This window comes from Mycobacterium sp. NGS26 (assembly GCF_059813025.1).
Genome location: NZ_JCALDU010000002.1, coordinates 961,781 through 981,703, shown reverse-complemented (window position 1 = coordinate 981,703; position 19,923 = coordinate 961,781). Strand labels below are relative to the sequence as shown.

19 protein-coding genes and 1 pseudogene are annotated in these 19,923 nt (G+C 69.3%); 12 read left to right on the top strand and 8 right to left on the bottom strand.

What is annotated here, in order from left to right:
* Position 1 precedes the first annotated feature (1 nt).
* From AC5Y6X_RS10570 to AC5Y6X_RS10555, 4 genes are all read left to right on the top strand, one after another.
* A complete protein-coding gene (locus AC5Y6X_RS10570) occupies positions 2 to 1,468 on the top strand; it encodes an FAD-dependent oxidoreductase (protein WP_499986367.1) in 1,467 nt (488 codons plus the stop codon).
* A 141-nt stretch (positions 1,469 to 1,609) separates the two neighbouring features.
* Positions 1,610 to 2,431 (top strand): IclR family transcriptional regulator, encoded by an 822-nt coding sequence (locus tag AC5Y6X_RS10565; protein ID WP_499986366.1) that lies wholly within the window; start codon positions 1,610 to 1,612, stop codon positions 2,429 to 2,431.
* A gap of 11 nt (positions 2,432 to 2,442) precedes the next feature.
* Positions 2,443 to 2,787 (top strand): hypothetical protein, encoded by a 345-nt coding sequence (locus AC5Y6X_RS10560; protein WP_499986365.1) that lies wholly within the window; start codon positions 2,443 to 2,445, stop codon positions 2,785 to 2,787.
* Positions 2,780 to 3,406, top strand: coding sequence for a Dabb family protein (locus AC5Y6X_RS10555; RefSeq protein WP_499986364.1), 627 nt, complete (start codon positions 2,780 to 2,782; stop codon positions 3,404 to 3,406). The genes AC5Y6X_RS10560 and AC5Y6X_RS10555 overlap by 8 nt, the downstream gene beginning before the upstream one ends.
* On the opposite strand, the gene AC5Y6X_RS10550 is transcribed toward AC5Y6X_RS10555, so the two are convergent.
* Positions 3,407 to 4,294 carry an SDR family NAD(P)-dependent oxidoreductase gene (locus AC5Y6X_RS10550; protein ID WP_499986363.1) on the bottom strand — a complete coding sequence of 296 codons (888 nt, stop codon included), beginning with the start codon at positions 4,292 to 4,294 and terminating at the stop codon, positions 3,407 to 3,409.
* Positions 4,291 to 6,192, bottom strand: a complete 1,902-nt coding sequence (locus AC5Y6X_RS10545) for a flavin-containing monooxygenase (protein ID WP_499986362.1) — start codon at positions 6,190 to 6,192, stop codon at positions 4,291 to 4,293. The genes AC5Y6X_RS10550 and AC5Y6X_RS10545 overlap by 4 nt, the downstream gene beginning before the upstream one ends.
* A 101-nt stretch (positions 6,193 to 6,293) precedes the next feature.
* Between AC5Y6X_RS10545 and AC5Y6X_RS10540 the strand changes: the two genes are divergently transcribed.
* The 3 genes from AC5Y6X_RS10540 to AC5Y6X_RS10530 are packed head-to-tail and all read left to right on the top strand — an operon-like array spanning position 6,294 to position 8,880.
* A complete protein-coding gene (locus AC5Y6X_RS10540; protein WP_499986361.1) occupies positions 6,294 to 6,764 on the top strand; it encodes a nuclear transport factor 2 family protein in 471 nt (156 codons plus the stop codon).
* Positions 6,765 to 6,821: 57 nt separating this feature from the next.
* Positions 6,822 to 7,766 carry an alpha/beta hydrolase gene (locus AC5Y6X_RS10535; protein WP_499986502.1) on the top strand — a complete coding sequence of 315 codons (945 nt, stop codon included), beginning with the start codon at positions 6,822 to 6,824 and terminating at the stop codon, positions 7,764 to 7,766.
* A gap of 37 nt (positions 7,767 to 7,803) precedes the next feature.
* The gene (locus tag AC5Y6X_RS10530; RefSeq protein ID WP_499986360.1) at positions 7,804 to 8,880 is read left to right on the top strand and encodes a hypothetical protein; all 1,077 of its coding nucleotides are present in this window, start codon (positions 7,804 to 7,806) and stop codon (positions 8,878 to 8,880) included.
* Here AC5Y6X_RS10530 and AC5Y6X_RS10525 read toward each other — a convergent pair.
* Together AC5Y6X_RS10525 and AC5Y6X_RS10520 are read right to left on the bottom strand one after the other, a co-directional pair.
* Positions 8,858 to 9,202 (bottom strand): ferredoxin, encoded by a 345-nt coding sequence (locus AC5Y6X_RS10525; RefSeq protein WP_499986359.1) that lies wholly within the window; start codon positions 9,200 to 9,202, stop codon positions 8,858 to 8,860. The genes AC5Y6X_RS10530 and AC5Y6X_RS10525 overlap by 23 nt on opposite strands.
* The gene (locus tag AC5Y6X_RS10520) at positions 9,199 to 10,335 is read right to left on the bottom strand and encodes a 3-ketosteroid-9-alpha-monooxygenase, oxygenase component (protein ID WP_499986358.1); all 1,137 of its coding nucleotides are present in this window, start codon (positions 10,333 to 10,335) and stop codon (positions 9,199 to 9,201) included. Before AC5Y6X_RS10520 ends, AC5Y6X_RS10525 begins: the two co-directional genes overlap by 4 nt.
* 100 nt (positions 10,336 to 10,435) lie before the next feature.
* Between AC5Y6X_RS10520 and AC5Y6X_RS10515 the strand changes: the two genes are divergently transcribed.
* Positions 10,436 to 12,148 carry a 3-ketosteroid-delta-1-dehydrogenase gene (locus AC5Y6X_RS10515; RefSeq protein ID WP_499986357.1) on the top strand — a complete coding sequence of 571 codons (1,713 nt, stop codon included), beginning with the start codon at positions 10,436 to 10,438 and terminating at the stop codon, positions 12,146 to 12,148.
* Here AC5Y6X_RS10515 and AC5Y6X_RS10510 read toward each other — a convergent pair.
* Complete coding sequence (locus AC5Y6X_RS10510) at positions 12,145 to 12,822, bottom strand: PadR family transcriptional regulator (RefSeq protein WP_499986356.1); 678 nt, start codon at positions 12,820 to 12,822, stop codon at positions 12,145 to 12,147. The genes AC5Y6X_RS10515 and AC5Y6X_RS10510 overlap by 4 nt on opposite strands.
* Positions 12,823 to 12,903: 81 nt before the next feature.
* A complete protein-coding gene (locus tag AC5Y6X_RS10505; RefSeq protein ID WP_499986355.1) occupies positions 12,904 to 13,452 on the bottom strand; it encodes a DUF4333 domain-containing protein in 549 nt (182 codons plus the stop codon).
* A gap of 246 nt (positions 13,453 to 13,698) precedes the next feature.
* Between AC5Y6X_RS10505 and AC5Y6X_RS10500 the strand changes: the two genes are divergently transcribed.
* Complete coding sequence (locus tag AC5Y6X_RS10500; RefSeq protein ID WP_499986354.1) at positions 13,699 to 14,901, top strand: glycoside hydrolase family 3 N-terminal domain-containing protein; 1,203 nt, start codon at positions 13,699 to 13,701, stop codon at positions 14,899 to 14,901.
* A 33-nt stretch (positions 14,902 to 14,934) separates the two neighbouring features.
* Here AC5Y6X_RS10500 and AC5Y6X_RS10495 read toward each other — a convergent pair.
* Positions 14,935 to 15,778, bottom strand: a pseudogene (locus tag AC5Y6X_RS10495) (hypothetical protein).
* Between the two features lie 223 nt (positions 15,779 to 16,001).
* Between AC5Y6X_RS10495 and AC5Y6X_RS10490 the strand changes: the two are divergent.
* Together AC5Y6X_RS10490 and AC5Y6X_RS10485 are read left to right on the top strand one after the other, a co-directional pair.
* Complete coding sequence (locus AC5Y6X_RS10490) at positions 16,002 to 17,126, top strand: FAD-dependent oxidoreductase (RefSeq protein ID WP_499986353.1); 1,125 nt, start codon at positions 16,002 to 16,004, stop codon at positions 17,124 to 17,126.
* A gap of 16 nt (positions 17,127 to 17,142) precedes the next feature.
* Positions 17,143 to 17,640, top strand: coding sequence for a flavin reductase family protein (locus tag AC5Y6X_RS10485; protein WP_499986352.1), 498 nt, complete (start codon positions 17,143 to 17,145; stop codon positions 17,638 to 17,640).
* A gap of 38 nt (positions 17,641 to 17,678) precedes the next feature.
* Here AC5Y6X_RS10485 and AC5Y6X_RS10480 read toward each other — a convergent pair whose 3' ends face one another.
* On the bottom strand, positions 17,679 to 18,164 hold the full coding sequence (locus AC5Y6X_RS10480; protein ID WP_499986351.1) for an SRPBCC family protein: 486 nt from the start codon (positions 18,162 to 18,164) through the stop codon (positions 17,679 to 17,681).
* A gap of 380 nt (positions 18,165 to 18,544) precedes the next feature.
* Between AC5Y6X_RS10480 and AC5Y6X_RS10475 the strand changes: the two genes are divergently transcribed.
* A complete protein-coding gene (locus AC5Y6X_RS10475) occupies positions 18,545 to 19,852 on the top strand; it encodes a PPE family protein, SVP subgroup (RefSeq protein WP_499986350.1) in 1,308 nt (435 codons plus the stop codon).
* The last annotated feature ends 71 nt before the right edge of the window (positions 19,853 to 19,923 follow it).

Genomic DNA, 19,923 nt, shown 5'->3' with positions numbered 1-19,923 from the left:
TATGAAGCCCGACGCCGACGTCCGGCCGGTGCCCGCCGCGTCGATCACCTCGTGGGACGACGAGGCCGACGTCGTCATCGCCGGCTACGGGGTCGCCGGCGCCGCCGCGGCGGTCGAGGCGGCCCGCTCCGGGGCCGAGGTGTTGGTTGTGGAGCGTACCGGCTCGTGGGGCGGCGCGGCGGCGATGGCGGGCGGCTTCATCTACCTCGGCGGTGGCACCGCGCTGCAAAAGGCTTGCGGCTTCCGCGATTCCGTCGAGAACATGGCGGCGTTCCTCAACGTCGCGATGGGGCCCGGCGCCGACGAGGACCGGATCGCCGATTACTGCGCCGGCAGCGTCGCCCACTACGACTGGCTCGTCGGGTGCGGCGTGCCGTTCAAGGCGGAGTTCTTCTCCGAGCCCGGCTGGGAGCCGATGGGCGATCAGGGGCTGATGTACAGCGGCGGCGAAAATGCCTACCCGTTCAACACCATTGCCACTCCGGCTCCGCGCGGGCACGTTCCGCAGATGTCGAACAAGAAGCAGGGCGAAGCCAGCGCCGGCTACATGCTGATGAAGCCGCTCGTCGAGACGGCCACCGCGGCCGGCGCGCGGGCGCTCTACGACGTGCGGGTGCAGTCGCTGATCGTCGAGCCGGACGGCAGGGTGGTCGGCCTGCGCGCCCGCCGCTACGGCAGCGAGCTTTCGATTCGGGCGCGCTCGGGCGTGGTGCTCGCGACGGGCAGCTTCGCCTACAACGACGCGATGGTGGCGCAGTACGCCCCGCGCATCGCGGGACGGCCGGCCGCGTCGATCGAGCAGCACGACGGGCAGGCGATCCGGATGGCCCAAGCGCTGGGCGCCGACCTGGCGCACATGGACGCCACCGAGGTCGCGATCTTCATCGACCCGCAACAGCTGGTGCGCGGCATCCTGGTCAACGGGCGCGGCCAGCGCTACGTCGCCGAGGACACCTATCCCGGCCGGGTCGGCCAGCTCACCCTCTACCAGCAGGACAACACCGCATACCTGATCATCGACGACGATGCGCAGCAGGAGGCGATGGCCTCGTGGTCGCCCAAGTTCATGCTGCGGCCCGCGACCTGGGTGGCCGACAGCGTCGCGGACCTGGAGCGGGACATGGGCCTGGCACCGGGTTCGCTGCAGGCGACCGTGGCCGCCTACAACGAGGGCGCCGCCCGCGGCGAGGACCCGCTGCTGCACAAGAAGCCCGAGTGGTTGAGGCCGATCGGTTCGCCCGTCGGCGCCATCGACCTGCGGGAGAGCACCGGCGGCTTCACCCTGGGCGGCCTGCGCACCTCGCTGGACGCCGAGGTGCTGCACGTCAGCGGCGAGCCCATTCCCGGGCTCTTCGCCGCGGGGCGTTCGACCGCGGGGCTGGCCGCGTGGGGCTACGCCAGCGGCATCTCGCTCGGCGACGGCAGCTTCTACGGCCGCCGCGCGGGCCGGTCGGCCGCAAAGGGCTGATTCCCGCGAGAAGACGCAAAGGCCCCCGGACACTCGGTGTGTCGGGGGCTATTGCGTCTGCTCGCCGAGCTGCTATATTCCTAATAGGAATATGCCAACCAGATACACCATACCGGGATACCCCGCAGCCTTGGAGGGCCGATGACCGTTGACACCGTCGAACCAGCCACCCCCACGGCCGTCATCGACCGCATCTCCCTGGTCCTCGACGCGTTCGACGGGCCGGGCCGGCTGACGCTGGCCCAGATCGTGCGGCGCACCGGCCTGCCGCGCTCGTCGGCGCATCGGATGCTCGAGCGCCTGGTGCAGCTGCGCTGGCTGCGGCGCAGCGGTCGCGACTACGAGCTCGGCATGCGCCTGGTGGAGCTGGGTTCGCTGGCCGTGCACCAGGATCGCCTGGTGCGGGCGGCCGGCCCACTGCTGGGCGAATTGCACCGCGCCACGGGGCTTGTCGTGCACCTCGCGGTCCTCGACGGACCCGACGTCGTCTACCTGGACAAGATCGGTGACCAGCGGATCCCCACCCGGGTGGGAGGCCGCCAGCCCGCGCACTGTACGGCCCTCGGCAAGGCGATTCTGGCCTACCGCGACGAGGACGGCGAGCTTGATCTGCAGGCTCGCAAGACGAAGTACTCGATCTCCAGCAGCGCGCAGCTCGCCGTCGAATTGGCCAGGGTGCGCGCCCACGGCGTCGCGTTCGAGCGCGAGGAGTCGCTGCCCGGATTCGGTTGCGTCGCGGCCCCCATCGGCAGCCCGGGCGAGGCCCTCGCGGCGGTGTCGGTGTGCGGCCCGATGAATCGCATGATGTTCGATCAGCGCCTGGCCGCCCCGGTGCGCATGACCGCGATGGCCATCTGGCGCAACGTCGAAGACGGCCCGCGGCGGGTCGCGCCGACCCTGCAGCCGCCGCGGCCGTTGCGGCTTGCGCGTCCCGCGTCGCAGCCCGCCCTGCAGTACGCCTGAGTCTCGCGCTCATGGCCGGCGGCCAAGTGTTCGTCATCGACCGCGTGGTGACCCGGCCGGGTTGCGCGCGGCGTTTCATCGACACCTACCTCGCCGAGTACGCCCCGGGCGCCCGCGATCGGGGAATGACCCTGCGCGACGTTCTCGTCAGCCCACCGATCTGGTTCGATGACCACAACACCGTCACGATCACCTGGACTCTGCCCGACGTTCGGGCGTGGTGGGAGATGACGTGGAAAGGCAGGCCGGATCCGGCCCTGGGCGAATGGTGGTCGCAAATAGGCGAATTGGTGCAGGAGCGGTCCCGATCGTTCGCCGCCGCCGCAGATGATGTGGACGGCCTCTGCGATGTATAGCGTGATCAGATTGCTCGATGTGGCCCCCGCCGACCGTGACGCCCTACTCGCCGAATTACGCACTGCGGCTGCCGAAGCCGGGGCTCTGCGCCGGCTCGTGCAGCCAACGCTGCCCGGGGCGCGCAACGGCGGCGACATCCTGGTGCACCTACGATTCACCTCGGAGGACCACTGGCTCTGTGTGGCAGAGAAATTCGCCGCGCTGATGGCCCGGCCCGGGGTGACTCGAGTCAATGGCGCCGGCTATTCGGGTGAACCCGAACGCCGCGGTGATGCGCCGGGCGCGGTCTACCGGGCGCTGTTGCTCCGGGTGGTGCCCGACACCGCCGCGGCCACCGTCGCCCGCTTCGAGCACGAACTGTCGTCGATGCCGCACTACATCCCGGCGATTCGGGCGTGGCAATTGAGCCGGGTGCAGGACAGTCTCGGCACCTCGGACTGGACCCATGTGTTCGAGCAGGAGTTCGGTGACGTCGACGGGCTGATGGGTTCCTACCTCATGCATCCGATCCATTGGGCGGTGGTCGACCGCTGGTTCGACCCCGAGACCACCGACGTGATCGTCCGCGACCGCGTGTGCCACAGCTTTTGCCCGATGACCGAGCCGGTGCTGAGCTGACTAGACCCCCGCGGGCGCGATGTGTGGGTTGGCCGTCGCCGGCGGTTTCAGCGGTGGCAACAACCGCGTCCCGTCCAGGCTGTGCACCGGCAACCGCTGCGACCACGGATAGTGCAGGCTGAACGCCACCAGGCCGGTGCGCTCGGCGGCGGGCAGGTGACACATCGCCAGCACCGTCTCGGCCAGGTACTCCACCGGCTCGGTCGGGAACGCGTCCGGAATCAGCTGCGCCGCACCGGGTGTGCGAACAGCCGTCGAGGGGCCGACGCAATTCACCGCGATGTTGGCGTCGAGCAGCTCGGCGGCCACACCCTGGGTGAACCGGTGCAGCGCGGCCTTCATCGACGCGTAGACCACGTCGCCCGAGGTCTTGTTGTACTCCCGGTACGGCCGCACCGGCGCCACCCCGGTCACCGAGCCGATGTTGACGATCCAGCCCGCCCCTTGCCCGCGCATGTGCGGCACCGCCGCCTTCGTCAGGACGAAAGGCGTTCGCAGATAATGCTCGACCGTCCGGTCGAACGTCTCCAGGCTCATGTCCTCGACCAGCGAGTAGTCGGCGAAACCCGCGTTGTTGACCAGGATGTCGATGCGGCCGGCGCGGTCGAGCACCCGGCCGAGCAGGCCGTCGCGCTGCTCGGGATCCTCCAGGTCGGCCGTCACGCCGAACGCATCCCCGCCCGCCGCCTCGATGAGATCGATCGTCTCCCCGATGCTGCCGGGCAGGGTTGAGGTGGCGCCGGCGCGCGCCGATGGGGACGGTGCCCTCGACCGGGCGGTGACGGCCACCGTGGCGCCCTCGGCGGCCAGTCGCCGGGCGACCGCGCGGCCGATCCCCCGGCTGCTGCCGGTGACCAAAGCCGTTCTGCCCGCGAGCAATCCGGTCACCGCAGTGTGAAGTCCTCTTCGATGGGAGCGCGATGGCTCCGCCACACGTCGACCAACCGATACGGGAACGCGGTGACGATCCGCCCGCCGCCGGAACGGTAATAGGTGTGCGCAGTCGGGGTGTGACACCAGACGGTGCCCGCCATCGTCCGGTCGATGTCGGCCACGTAGTCGTCGTAGGCGCGCTGCGTGACCTCGATGGCGGATGCCTTGCGCAGCGCCATCAACTGCAGGCATTCCATGACGTAGTGCACCATCACCTCGACGCCGAAGTTGTGCCCCGCGCCGTGCCCCGGGCTGTAGTTGGGTGCCGAGGAGATGAACAGGTTCGGAAACCCGGGCACGGTTCCGCCGCGGTAGGCGCGCGGGCTGTCGCCCCATTCATCGGCCAGCTTCCTGCCGTCGCGGCCCCGAATGTCGATGGTGGACAGGAAATCCAGGTGGTAGCCGGTCGCGTAGATGATGATGTCGAGATCGAGCTGGCGGCCATCGGCGGTTACCATGCCCGCCTCGTTGATTCGGGCGGGCTCGGCGGCCTCGACGTCCACGTGGTCGCGCGCCAGCGCCGCGTAGTATCCGCCCGGGTCGCGGATGATCCGCTTGCCATAGGGCGCGAAATCCGGGGTGACCTTGCGGGCGAGCTCGCTGTCCGCGCCGAAGACCCGGTCGATGTAGTCCAGGCACAGTTGCAGCAGCACGTCGTTGGCGGGCGAGATGGACAGGTGCTCGCCCGCCCATTGGGCGTCGCGCAGGATCACCGGATAGTTGTTGTCGGCCGTCCCCCAAAACGACTTGAGCCGAAGCCAATTCGCGTAGAACGGGAGATGGGTTCCCAGCCACCGCTGGTGATCCGGAACGTCGTCCGAGGGGCGCCGCCGGGGCGCCACCCAGTGTGGCTGACGCTGAAACACCGTCAGGTGTGCGACTTGGTCGACGCACGCGTCGACGATCTGAACCGCGGTGCAGCCCGCCCCGATGATTGCGACGCGTTTGCCGGTCAGATCCAGCTCGGGATCCCATTGCGCCGAATGGATCTCGACCCCGGCGAACGTCCCCCGCCCGGCCAGCTCCGGCCAGCGCGGCCGGTTGAGGTAACCGGCGGCGGGAATCACCACGTTGGCGTGGCCGACGTCGCGGGTGCCGTCGGGTCCGACCGCGTGGATCTCCCACCGGTTGTGCTCGTCGTCCCACCACAGCGCGTCGACCTCGGTGCCAAACCTGGTGCGCCGACGGAGGTTGTTCTTGTCGGCCACGGTCACCAGGTAGGACTGGTACTCCGCGCCCATCGGGTAATAGCTGGACCAATCACCGTTGATGTCGCGTGACAACGAGTAATACGCGGACGGGGTGTCCACGCCGATGCCCGGATACGTGGTGGTGTACCAGGTGCCGCCGACCTCGTCGTTGCGGTCGACGATCTGGTATTCGATGCCGGCGTCGTCGCACGCCAGCGCGGCGGTCAGCCCGGCGATGCCCGCGCCGATGATCGCGACCCGGAAGCCGTCGGGGAGCTTGGCGGTGCGCGGCAGCACCGGCTGTGGCGGCTGGAATCCGCCCTGCTCCAACAGCAGCGGGAGGTACTCCGCGCCGACAACTCCCCCGAGCGCCACCGGAGCGATTCGTGCGAACAGCCCCGGGTCATCGGCGGCCAGGGCGGCCGCCGGCCGCGGCGATCGCGCCGCGACGGCCACGGCGTCGACGAGCGCCACCGCGGTCTCGGGGTCGGTGACACCCGCCCGCTCCGGCGGGTCGGGCACGTGGGCGATCCTCGGCGCGAAACGGTCGACGACCCCGTGGTCCCCGGTCAGTTGCGCCAGCACCGCGACAAGGACGCCGGGGTCCGCGCGGCGCAGGTTGGCCCGGAGTTCACCGGGGTCCACCGGGGCGCCAGCGCTCATGGCACGAGTATCGGGGCGCCGCGCCGCCGGGTGCACACGGTGTTCCACTGAACGGGCATCGCCGGTATTTTTCGGGCCGCATCGGAGTTGACTCCCAGGTCATGAGCAGCGAGATCACGTTGTCCGAACTGCAGGAGTTCATTGCGGCCTTTTGGTGCCACTACGACGAGGCGCACTACGACGAGCTCGCGGCGCGCTTCGCCGCGGATGTGCACTACGTGACCAGGAGCGATTCGGGCGCCAGTCCCTTCGAGGAACTGATGTCGCCCGAACTGCACGGCCGCGACGCGGTGCTGGAGTGGCTGTCCGATCATCGCGAGCACAGCCCATACCCGTTGCGCCACCACGCCACCAACGTGCATCGGACCGGCAGCGACGGCGAGGTCACCCACGGGCGTTTCTACATATTCGTCAACCAGATCGCGAACTTTGTGCCGTTCGCGGTGTCCAGCGGCGTCGTCCACGTCGCCGTCCGGCGCGAGGCCAACGGACTTGTGTTCACGGGGATGGAGGTGGTGCTGGACACCCGGAACTCGGTCCTGCTGTCCGAGCTCACCGCCGCCGGTTCGTAGCCCGTGAGCGTCCGCGAAACGTTTTCCGGCGGCGACGCCGTCATCACCGCAGCCGACATGACAAGCCCCGCACTCGATCCCGACGCCGCCGCGCGGGTCGCATCGTTCGGCGACGTACCGCCGATGCGCCGACGGGGCCTGTCCGCGGTGCGCGCCGCGCTCGAGTCGGCGCCGCTTCCCGATGTCATGCCCCAGATGTCCGACATCACCGAGGTCGCCGTCCCCGGGCCGGGTGGGCCGATTCAGGCCCGAATCTACCGCCCCACAGGCGAATCCAGGCCACCCGCGGTCGTGTACCTGCACGGCGGTGGGTTGGTGATGGGCTCCAACCACTCGTTCGAACCGCTGGCCCGCGCGCTGGCGTCGGCCTCCGGGGCGACCGTCGCGGCCATCGACTACCGGCTGGCCCCGGAGTCGGCGCCACCCGCGCAGTTCGACGACGCTTACGCCGCGACCGAGTGGCTATCGCGGAACGCCGACGAGATCGGGGTCGACGCCGACCGGCTCGCGGTGGCCGGCGACAGCGCGGGCGGTTCGCTGGCGGCCGCGGTCGCGCTGGCGGCCCGCGACCGCGCCGGGCCGCCGATCCGCGCGCAGGTCTTGCTGTATCCCGGCCTGGATCGCGACATGGCCGCCGCATCGATCACCGCGCTCGCCGACGCGCCGATGCTCACCCGCGACGACATTGACTACCTGCACGCCCTCTGCGATGGCGCCGGGGCACTTCCCCGTGACCCATACCTCGTCCCGGCGTACGCCCGCGACCTGTCCGGGCTGCCGCAGGCGATCGTCGTCACCGCCGGCTGCGACCCGATCCGCGACTGGGGTGAGCGGTACGCGGCCCGGCTGCGCGACGCGGGCGTGCAGACCACCATCACCCGTTATCCCGGTATGTACCACGGCTTCCTGATGCGCTGCGACGCGACCGCGCGCGGTCGGCTGGCCATCGCCGAGATCGGCGCCCTGTTGCGGGCGAAGTTCGCCCACCCGCTGCCGTTTTGACACGTCCACGCCACACACCCCGCAGAGGAGACAACTCATGCTCACCGATCAGCGCCGGATGGAGCTTTCCGACGTCTTGCGGCCGGCCGCGCCGCCGCGGGAGATCGACAACGTGTACACCGATGATCAACGCGACCGCCTGCTCGACGTCGTGCGCACGCAGGGGCCGTGGAAGCTGATCATCGCGCAACACTTCGCGTCGGCCGACGAATTGATCGCGACGATGAGCGGGGCCTTCCCCGAGGGGTTCACGCCTTCGCTGGATCTGTTTCTCACACCGACATTCCGCGGCTATCTCGCGAACTACGGCGCGGTGCTCTACCCGCAACTGCACGACTGCTTCTACAACGCGGAGTTCCTGGCGATGGCCAAGAGCTACTGGAACGCCGAGTACGCCAAGCCGCAGCTGATGCTGTTCAACATCAACGGGCCGTGCGCGAACCGCGATCCGGGGCACCTGGATTCGCCGAGCTTCCGCGGCGTGCGACACGAGAACGCGCCGACCTGGCTCACCAGCGTGATGGGTAAGTCCGGGCTGTTCCGGGATTATCTGATCAAGATGGCCCAAGTCATCACCTGGTTCTCGCTGGACGCCGACAGCGGATTCACCTATTGGCCCGACGGCCCGCTGCGGGCGCCCAAGCGCGTGCTGCCGCCGGTCTACAACCGCGGGGTGGTGGTGCAGAACGAGATGATGATGCACCGCGGCGAGGCGAACGGGCCGCTGGACCAACAGATTCCAGCCGGCCTGGCCTTCGACACCGTGTTCACCGGCGATCCGGAGGACCGCGATCATTGGCTACTGAAGAACGGCGACGAGCCGATTGCCCGCCACCACACCGACGAGCTGCGTTTCCTGGTGCACTGGTCGGCCGAGGTGTTCTCCGATTTCGACGAGCTCAAGAAGAACATGGACGGCACCGACGACCTGACCATCGAACGGGCCATCGACGTGATGGTCGACGACGTCCATGCCCGCGGTATCAAGCTCGACGTGCCCAGCGAACCACTGCACGACCCCGCATTCATCGGCGCGCTCAACGCCGCGTACGACCTGGGCGGGCCGGCCGGCTACCCGGAGGAGGCGCCGATCAGTGCCTTCCAGCCGGCCTGAGCGAACGGCGTATTTCGTCTATTTCGCCTCTTTCGTTCATGTCGTCGACGACGGTCAACTCGCCGCGCCGCACCGCGTCCCGGATCGACTCGCTCAGCGCCGAGCACGCCAGGAACACGCCCCGGCTCCCCGGCACCGACATCCGCTGCGCCTGGGCGCGCTCGGCGCACCGGGCCGTCGCCTCGGCGTTCCATTGCACGCTGGTCTGGTTCCAGCTGCTCTTACGCGCCAGCACCCGCGCCCCGCAGTCACGGCACGCGGCGGGCATCATGGGCGTCTCGTCGAGGCGATTGTCTTGCCGGACTGCTGAATTCGGCGTCATCGAACCGCATTCGGCTGCGCCGCCATGTTGGCCTCGACCTCTTTAATCCACGCCTCGCACGGCCGCGTCGTGTCGAGCTCGAACTCGAAGCGGTCCACCATATCCGGTTGCACCTCGGCAGCGTCGACATAGAACTGCTGGTACCAGCGTCGCAGCTGGTAGACGGGCCCATCCTCCTCGACCAGCAGCGGGTTGTCGATGCGCGCCTTGTGCCGCCAGATCTCCACATCCTGTTCGAAACCGAGCTTGACATAGTCGCCGAGGGTGATCGCGGTCTTCATGGCCTCATCGGCGGGCAGCGCATCTGATTTCTTCACCATGATGCCGTACTGCAGCACAAACGAATTCGAGTCGATCGGGTAGTGGCAGTTGATCAGGATCGTCTTGGCGTCGCCGTGCTCGTAGTGGTAGGTCAGGTCGTCGATCATGAACGACGGGCCGTAATAGGACGCCACCGACGTCGTACCCAGCAACTGCGAACCCGCGGTGCCGCCGAGATCGGGTCGGCTCCCCCCGTTCATGTACTGCGTCGCCACGTGTCCTTCGAAGATGTTCTTGAAATACGTTGGCAGCGAACCATGGATGTAGAAGAAGTGCGCCATGTCCACGACGTTGTCGATGATCTCGCGGCAGTTGCTGTTCACCACCGTGGTGTACCAGTGCCAGTCGGTCCACTCGTCGCCGCCGGCGCCCTCGATGCGTGGGATGGTGACTTCCGGTGGCGGTGTTTTGCGCTCGGGGTCGTTCCAGACGAACAGCATGCCGTCCTGTTGCAGCGTGGTCCAGGCTTGCGTGCGGGCCAGTTTGGGTGCGCGTCTGCTGTAGGGCACCTGCTTGCAGCGGCCGTCGCCGCCCCAGCGCCAGTCGTGGAACGGGCACGCGATCTCGTTGCCCTTGACCTCACCCTGGGAGAGGTCGCCGCCCATGTGCCGGCAATAGCCGTCGAGCACGTTGATGTTGCCGTCGCCGCTGCGGAAGACGACGAGCTTTTGCCCGAACGCGTTGATCGCGTGCGGCTTGCCGTCATCGAAATCTCTGATCAGGCCCAGGCAGTGCCAGCCGCGGGCGAACCGCGTCGGTGCGGCCTGCGCTTCGATGAGCCGAACTTTGTCGGCGCGAGTCTGCGACGTCATACGCCCGTTCTAGCCGCCCGGCGCGGCCCATCGGGTGCCCTGTTCCACTCATCAGGACGGCTCTTCCCGCGTGGCGCCGCCGCGACATACCGTTTTCGGAGTGAGCACCCACAGCGCGACCATCCCCGTCGGGCTTCCGGTTGCCGACACGACCGTCGACCTGCTGGTCGTCGGCTCGGGCACCGGCATGGCCGCGGCGCTGGCCGCCCACGAGCTCGGGCTGTCGGTGCTGATCGTGGAGAAGTCCCGCTACGTCGGCGGTTCGACCGCCCGGTCCGGCGGCGCACTGTGGCTGCCGGCCAGCCCGGTGCTGAGGGAGGCCGGCGCCGACGACACGACGGAGCAAGCCGGCGCCTACCTGGACGCGGTGGTCGCGGGGTCGGCGCCGCGGCAGCGTTCGGCCGGGTTTTTGGAGCATGTGTCCGCGACTGTCGAGATGCTGCGCCGAACGACGCCGTTGCGGCTGTTCTGGGCCCGCGACTATTCCGATTACCACCCCGAGGAGCCCGGCGGCAGCGCGGCGGGCCGCACCTGCGAGTGCCTTCCGTTCGACACCTCGGTCCTCGGCGGATACCGCACCCGGCTGCAGCCGGGCCTGATGGAGTCGAGCGTCCCGATACCGACGACGGGTGCCGACTACCGCTGGATGAACCTGGTGGCCCGGGTGCCCGGCAAGGGCATTCCGACTTTCGCCAAGCGCCTGGCGCAGGGCGTCGGCGGCCGGCTGCTCGGCCGGCGCTACGCCGCGGGCGGCCAGGGCCTGATGGCCGGGCTGTTCGCCGGTGTGCTGCGCGCCGGAATCCCGGTGTGGACCGGCACAACGCTGCTGCGTCTGTTAAACGATCCGGCCGACGGCGACCGCGTGAACGGTGCCGTCGTCGGCCACGACGGGCGCGAGGTGACGATCACCGCGCGGCGCGGCGTGGTGCTGGCCACCGGCGGCTTCGACCACAGCATGGAGATGCGGTGGAAATTCCAGTCGGAGTCGTTGGGCGCCAACCTGAGCCTGGGCGCGCACACCGATACCGGCGACGGGATCCGCGCCGGGCAGGAAATCGGCGCCGGCATCGATCTGATGGATCAGGCGTGGTGGTTTCCGGCCGTCGCGCCGCTGCCCGGTGGGGCGCCCGCGGTGATGCTGGCCGAGCGGTCACTTCCGGGCTGCCTGGTTGTGGACCAGAACGGGCACCGGTTCGCCAACGAGTCGTCGGATTACATGTCGTTCGGTCAGCGGTTGCTCGAGCTGGAGCGGTCCGGAAGCCGGGTCGAGGCGATGTGGATCGTCTTCGATCAGCAGTACCGCAACAGTTATGTCTTTGGCGCCGTGCTCTTTCCGCGGATGCGTCTCCCGCAGTCGTGGTACGACGCGGGCATCGCGGCACGGGCCGACAGCCTCGCCGGGTTGGGTGGGCGGATCGGTGTTCCGGTGCCGGAGTTCGTCGGCACGATGACCCGCTTCAACGAAAACGCCGCCGCCGGTGAGGATCCCGACTTCGGCCGGGGCCGCAGCGCCTACGACCGCTATTACGGCGACCCGACGATCAAGCCGAATCCCAACCTGCGCCCGCTGACCACGGGCCCGTTCTACGCGGTGAAGATGGTGCTGTCCGATCTGGGGACCTGCGGCGGGCTGAGGGCCGACGAGCGGGCGCGGGTGCTGCGCGAGGACGGCAGCGTCATCGCGGGGCTGTACGCGATCGGCAACACGGCCGCCAACGCGTTCGGCACGACGTACCCGGGTGCGGGCGCGACGATCGCGCAGGGGCTGGTGTACGGGTACGTCGCGGCGCGCGACGCGGCCGGCGCCGGTTAGTCGGCGTTCCGCTTTGCCTCGACCTGCTTCTCGACTTCGCGCCAGTAGCCGGGCCGCGGGCGCGGTTGCCCGAAACCGCCCTTTTCGGCCCGCTTCATGATGGCGTCGGCCTCGTCGATGTCCTTCATCAGCTCCAGGGCGAACTCCCGCTCCGCGGCGTAGTATTTCGCCGCCCAACGCAACGCGATCACCGAGTAGGCCCAGGCGGGTTCGGCCTCGGCCCCCTCGGCGTCCTCAACGGCCTTGCGGTGCCGGGCTTCCGCGTACGCCACATGCTCCTGCAGCAATTCCTTGAGTCGGGCCGGGTTGCTGAGATGGCCGAATGTCACCCGCAACAGCACGCTGTGCTTGAGCACCGGCGGGTCCACCGGCGCGTCGTTGGTCCACTCCGTGACGGCGTGCATCCCGGCGGGCGTGATCTTGTACAGCCGGCGGCTGCGGGTGCCCTCGTCGCGTTCGACGCGCGATGTCACCAGGCCCAGCCCCTCGAGCTTCTTCAGCTCGGTGTAGATCTGGCTGTACGACGGGCTCCAGTAATAGAGGTCGACGCTCCAGTCGATCCACTTTTTCAGGTCGTAGCCGGAGACTTCTTCCTCGTAGGACATCATGCCCAGCAGCGCCCAGCTGGTGGCCGCGAGCGCCGCCTTAGCCGGTTTGTCCCTGGGCTCGTCCATTTCGCCAGGTTAACAACCCGGGGCGGCGGATTGCGTGAGGCTGACCGCTGGCCGGGACACGCTAGTACGCGGGTTCACCCACTAATCCTGGCCCCACCTCATGTCGAGCTCGACATCGTCGCCCTCGACCTTCGTCACCTTCATGTGCGAGGTCACGGTCGACCCGTCGGGGCCGGTGAAGCGACAGTCGAACGTCGTGCCGACCTTGGCCTTGACCCCGGAGGGACATTTCGCGTCGGTCGGGGTGAACCCGTTCTGCGTCGACACCGCATTGGTCAGCATTTTCGCGGCCTTGTCGGGCACGATGGTTTTGTCGTTCAACAGGAGCACAAACACCAACACCCCCACCACCGCCAGCACGCCGACCACGGCCAGGACGGCGACAACCAGAAGCGCGGTCCGTGATCGTCGCGGCGCCACCCCGCCGGGGGGTTGTCCCGGCGGTAGCCACTGCGCCTGTTGGCCCGGCGGCCCGGGCGGGGGCGGCGGCATGGCCGGGGGCCCGGCCGGTTGCGGCGCGGGTTGCGAGACCGCCTTTTGCTGACGGTGCGGCGTCCACTCTCGGCCATCCCAGTAGCGCTGTACGGTCGAGTCCTCGGGATCGTCATACCAGCCCGCAGGTGTCGTCACGATCGGATCCTCCCTTCGACGAACTGCACCCGACGCGGCGAGAATGGAGAATCCAACCTCGGGGTTAGGTGCGGGTAATTATTGTCTTTGCCGAAGCGATCGGCAAGGATCGCTTCGGCCGTTACCGCTTTCGGTGGGCGATTTTCGAAATCCCAGACGGTTCAAGCATTTCGACAAATCCACCGACACGGTTTTCGACGCATGGGAGGCTTGAATGCAGGCGGGCACCACCGATGGTCGATCCCGATGACAGATAAGCGGGGACTCCGATCTTGGCCGCGCGCCGCGATCGTCGCGATCAGCATCCTCGCCGTGGCCGTGGTCGCCGGCGGCATCGCCGTGGGTCTTCGGCTGGGCCGCACCCAGCACGCCGCCTCGTCGCCACCGCCCGGTAAGGGCGTGTCCTCCCCCGCGTCGCCTGGTTGCGACATCTCGTCGTTGCTGGCGTCGATGTCGCCCCGCGACAAACTCGCGCAACTGCTGATGGTCGGCGTGACCGACGCGGCCGACGCGCGAGCGGTCGTATCCGGCCAGCACGTCGGGGGAATCTTCGTCGCCAGCTGGACCAACATGTCGATGCTGAGCGACGGGTCACTCGCCGAGATCGCTTCCTCGGCAGGCCCGTTGCACCTCGGGGTCAGCGTCGACGAGGAGGGCGGGCGGGTCGAGCGGTTGTCCGCACCGGCGCTGCTCGGGACGGCCCCGTCGGCTCGCTTCCTGGCGCAGAACGAGTCGCCAGAGCAGGTCTACCGGCTGGCGCTGGATCGCGGACGCAAGATGCGCCGGCTCGGCATCACCATCGATTTCGCGCCCGTCGTCGACGTCACCGACGCACCCGACGACACCGTGATCGGTGACCGGTCTTTCAGCGACAAGCCCGCGGTGGTGACGCAGTACGCCGGCGCCTACGCGCGCGGCCTGCGCGACGCCGGAATCCTGCCGGTGCTCAAGCACTTTCCCGGGCACGGCCACGCCTCCGGCGACTCGCACGCCACCGGTGTGGTCACCCCGCCGCTGGCCGAGATGCAAGGCGTCGACCTGGTCCCTTACCGGACGCTGGTGGACCAGGCGCCGGTGGGGGTGATGATCGGCCACATGCAGGTTCCCGACCTGACCGGTGACGATCCCGCAAGCCTCAGCAAGGCCGCGGTCACGTTGTTGCGCAACGGAAAAGACTACGGCGCACCGCGATTCGACGGCCCGGTGTTCACCGACGACCTGTCGAGCATGCGAGCGATCACCGATCGCTACGGAATTTCCGACGCGGTGCTCAAGGCCCTGCAGGCCGGCGCCGACACCGCGCTGTGGGTGAGCACCACCGCCGTTCCGGCGGTACTCGACCGGTTGGTGTCGGCGCTGGCCTCCGGCGAGCTGAGCATGCCCGCCATAGAAGCCTCGGTGCGGCGGATGGCGGCGGCCAAGGCCTTCGATTCGCCCTGCGGGCGTTGACATGTCACGCCTGGCAACGAAACAGCCCGGTTCTCAATGGATTTGAAGGCCGCGCTTGCGCACCCACAGCACGGCGGCCACGCTGCCGGCCAGCCAGACGCCCAGCGCGATGGCCAGGTGCACCAGGCTCTTGGTGTCGCGCCCGAACACCGGCCAGATCAATCTGGGTACCTGGTTCCACAACACGCGGTGCTCCACGCCGCCCATCGGGTCGGCGACGTAGTACAGCGCGTACGGCAGCGCCAGGCCCACCAGCCAGTTGCCGGTGCGGCGACGATCACCGCGCTGCCGCCACCGGCGGAGCAGGGGCTCGACGCCCACCGGGTGCAACACCGACATGGCGTTTCCCACGCCCAGCCAGGACACGATGGGAACCGCGACGGTGGGCACCGTGATCGCCAGCCGCCCAGGCGTTTCCAGCCACAACGTCAACAACATCGCCGCCGCCAGGGTGGGCAACCCGACGATCACCAGCAGCGCCAGGTTCTTGATCAGCAGGATCCGCCCGACCGGCACGTCGCAGCCCAACGCCGCACGAACGCGATAGTGGTCGGCGCCCAGCATGTTGGTGGTGGTGACATCCGCGAGGACCCACGAGGAGAAGTAGGTTCCGACCAGGATGACCCAGTCGCGGTGGTGATGGTGGTGGCCGACGGTCAGCGGCTGCACGAGCAACCACGCCGCGGCCAGGAACACGTTGGCCACCACGCCCATGAGCCAGGTTCGCGGCGGGGTGAACGCCCAGCGGAACCTCCGCACCGACCGCGGGCCACAGAGCCTTTTCGAAGTCCCTCGCGGCCCGCTGCGCGGCGGCGGGCCGGGGAGCCGACGCGCGCGCCGCGGCGCGCAGGACGGCACGCACCCGTGCGGGCATCATCGTGTGAACCTCCAACACGTCCTCCACCGCAGCCATCGTGACCGGCTGGCTAATGCTACTGATCCGGGCGTGTTACGGTTTGCCCACCGTGGCCGGGCATCCGGGCAACCGGCATCGCGCATAAGGAGGGCCGCATCGGCTCCGCCGTCGCATGCGTCTTCAGACGCCGGAAAGTCCAGCAGCGCAAGCGAACTGGGCGCGATGTGGCGCGCGGGGTGAGAGCGTGACCCGCAAGCGCGTCGTCGTGGCGGGGCTGGGAGACGTGGGCCTGCTGACGGCGATCCGCCTCGCCGACCACGCCGACGTCGTCGGAATCTCGGTCAAACCCGCGCTGGTCAGCGGCCAGGAGCTCGGCGTGCGCCTCGCCCGCCCACACGACTGGGCCCGCGACTACTGGATCCCGTTCGACCGCTTCCGCCGCCTGGACCGGGTGCGGACCGTGCACGCGACGCTGACGGGCGTGGACCTGGCGGCCCGGGTGGTGCGCGGGCGGCGCGACGACGGCACGGCGGTCACCGAGGCGTACGACGCGCTGGTCATCTCGACCGGGGTGGCCAACGGCTTCTGGCGGCAGCCGACGCTGCAGTCGGCCGCCGAGATCGGCGCGGGCCTGCGCGCCGCACACGACCGATTGGCGGCCGCCGGCTCGGTGATCATCGTGGGCGGCGGCGCCGCCGCGGTGAGCAGCGCCGCCAACATGGCAACGACGTGGCCGGCCAAGCGGATCGACCTCTACTTTCCCGGCGAGCGCGCGCTGGGCGCGTACCACCCCGCCATCTGGGCGCGCATCCGCGACAGGCTGACCGGCCTCGGCGTCGGCCTTCACCCGGGGCACCGCGCCGTGCTCTCGAACGGCTTTGCGGGCGACGAGATCACCGACGAACCGGTCAGCTGGAGCACCGGACAGCCCCCGGCTCGCGCGGACGCGGTGCTGTGGGCGATAGGCCGGGTCCAACCCAACACGGACTGGCTGCCGCCGGAACTGCTGGACGAAAACGGGTTCGTGCGGGTGACGCCCGAGCTGCGGGTGCCGGGCCATCCGGGCGTCTTCGCGGTCGGCGACGTCGCGGCCACCGACCCCCTCCGCAGCTCCGCCCGCAATCGTGGGGATGTGCTGGTGGACCACAACATTCGCGCCGAGTTCGCCGGCCGAAAGTTGCGCACCTTCCGCACGCCCGGGCGGCGGTGGGGCTCGCTGCTGGGCATCCAGCCCGACGGCCTGGAGGTGTTCTTCCCCACCGGCCACGCGTTCCGCTTCCCGTCCTGGTCGGTCGAGCGGGTGGTGATGCCGTGGATCGTGCGCTGGGGCATGTATCGCGGCGTGCGCGAAAACAACCCGCTGCGCTGAGTGCGACACTGGGCCCGTGGCCGAGCCCGGGGTGGACGCATTCGAGAAGCTGGTCGCGCTGCTGAACTACCCGATGTTCGTCGTCACCACGCACGCCGACGGCGTCGCGGCCGGGTGCCTGGTGGGGTTCGCCTGCCAGGCCAGCATCCACCCGCCCCGCTTCCTGGTCGGCCTGTCCGAGCAGAACCACACGTTCCGGGTGGCCACCGGCGCCACCCACCTGGCGGTGCACGTGTTCGGCCGCGAGCACCTCGACGTCGTGGAACTGTTCGGCACCCAGACCGGCGACACCGTCGACAAGTTCGAGCGCTGCTCCTGGCATCACGGCCCGGCGCGGATGCCCATCCTCGACGACGCGGCGGCCTGGTTCGTCGGGGAGATCCTCGACCGTTTCTCCCTGGGCGACCACGTCGGGCACCTGCTGGAACCGGTGGGCGGCAGCCCACCGCACGGGCTCGAGCGTTGGGTGTCCTTCGGCGACGTCCATCACCTGCGGCCCGGCCACCAGGCCTGAGCGCCGGCTTATCGCCCGCCGGCTTATCGCCCGCCGGCTTATCGCCGTGGATAACCGCGGCGCACGGTGCGGTCCAGAATGCCCAGGGTCGCCCGCAGCGCGCCCTCGGAAAGCACCGGGAAGATCCCGGCCTCGCGCCACTTCGGATCGATGTTGGACCAGTCGTAGAACGAGGTGACCGCGGTGCCCGTCGCGTCGTCGGCCGGCCGGAGCCGGTAACCGTAGACATGGCCGATGGGCGGCTTGATCTGGCCCAGCACCGTCCACGCGATCAGCCGGTCCCGCTCGAACTCGGTGATGCTGACCGTGACGTCGTACTTGCCCAGCTGCGGAAAGTCGTTCAGCGCCGCGCGGTCCATGTGGACCACGAAACCGTCGCCGGCGGCCCGCACCGGATCGCCTTCGGCGTCCTGAAGCATCCCCGACGAGTCGATCGCGACGTGGCCCTGCGGGTCGCACAGCACGGCGAAGATATCGGCCGCCGGCGCCGGGATGGTGCGTTCGACCTCGAAGCGTTCCGTCATTATTCCTCGCAACCGCCGAAGGTGAGATCGTCAATCTACTCGCCGATGCTCGGATCGCCCGACGGTGTTACCAAAAACCGCAGGTCACAAGGATCGCGGCGGGGTTCGGCGACACACCCGGGCCGCGGCGATTCGCGACTGGTTCGCAGGCCGTTCGGTATACCCTCTAGCCATCCGTCCCACGTGCCGCCGGCACGGGATTTGCTCGGCGGCGGTTGCCGCATACGAAGTCACATTAACTGGCGATTAACGTAGCGAGAACGGAGCAAACCACGGCGGCGCACGGGCCGTGACCGTCACTATGGCCAGTACCGGTTCGTTTGGGGCCACCCCGCTCATGGGGGCCGCTTCGAACCCGACCTGCGGGAGGGTGTGCAGCGATGGATTTCGCGGCGTTACCGCCGGAAATCAACTCCGGCCGGATGTATGCCGGCGCCGGGTCGGGACCCATGCTGGCCGCCGCGGCGGCCTGGGACACGTTGGCCGCCGAACTGCATGCCGCGGCAAGTTCGTATCAGTCGGTGCTGTCGGGGCTGATCGCCGGCCCGTGGCTGGGCCCCTCGTCGGCGTCGATGGCGGCCGCCGCCGCCACCACCGCGGCGTGGATGAACGCGACCGCCGCGCAGGCCGAGCAGACGGGCGCCCAGGCCAAGATGGCCGCCGCCGCCTATGAGAGCGCGTTCGCGGACACGGTGCCCCCGCCGGTGATCGCGGCCAACCGCGCCCAGCTCGCAACGCTGGTGGCCACCAACCTCTTAGGACAGAACACTCCGGCCATCGCCGCCACCGAGGCCGAGTACGCCGAGATGTGGGCCCGGGACGCCGCGGCGATGTACGGCTACGCGCTTTCGTCGGCGGCCGCGACCACGTTGTCGCCGTTCACCGAGCCGCCGCGGACCACCAGCCCGGCGGCCGGGGCCGACCAAGCCGCCGCCGTCGGCCAAAGCACCGGCACCGCAGCGGGAAACGCGCAAAGCATCGTCTCGTCGGTCACCGCGGTACCCAACGCGCTCATCGGCCTCGGCGCGCCGGCCGCGGCCGACCCGCCGTCGGCGCTGACTCTGATCAACCTGCTGGGCAGCCTGAGCGGAATCTTTGTCGACCCGGAAATCGGGGCGGCCGGGCTCACCGTCGGCAGCGTGGCGCTGCCCTTCGACGTCGCCAGTGCCCTGACCGGTCTGCACACCGATGAGATCGTCAGCGGTTGGGCCGGCATCCAGGCCTGGCCGGGCTCGGCGCCGGTACCGCCGACACCGTTTCCGGTGATCACCAACCTCGCCGGGGGAACGACGCTCTCGGCTGGCCTGGGCGGGGCGAACAAGGTGGGCGCGCTGTCGGTGCCGGCGGGCTGGACCGCGCAGGCCCCGGCGATACGTCCGGCCGCGCTCGGGTTGCCGGCCGCCAGCACCGCCGCCGCACCCGAGGCGGCGCTGACCATCGGCACCGGAAGCCCGCTCGGCGACATGGCGGTCGGGGCGACGGCCAGCCGGGCCATCAGCGGCGCCCTCGGCGGCGGCGGGCGCCGGGAGCGCGCCAAGGCGACAACCGGTGACACCGAGTCGCTCGAACGGGGCGGCGTCGTGAAGGGAATCGCGGCCGAGCTACGGGAGCTCGCCGAACTCCGCGACTCCGGAGTGCTGACCAACGAGGAATTCCTCGAGCTGAAGCGGCGCCTGCTCGGCCGCTGATTCGACAGGCGGTGAACCGCCCGTCTTCCTATGATGAGAGAGTCCGCCGTGGCGCTTTCATCGAATCGCCT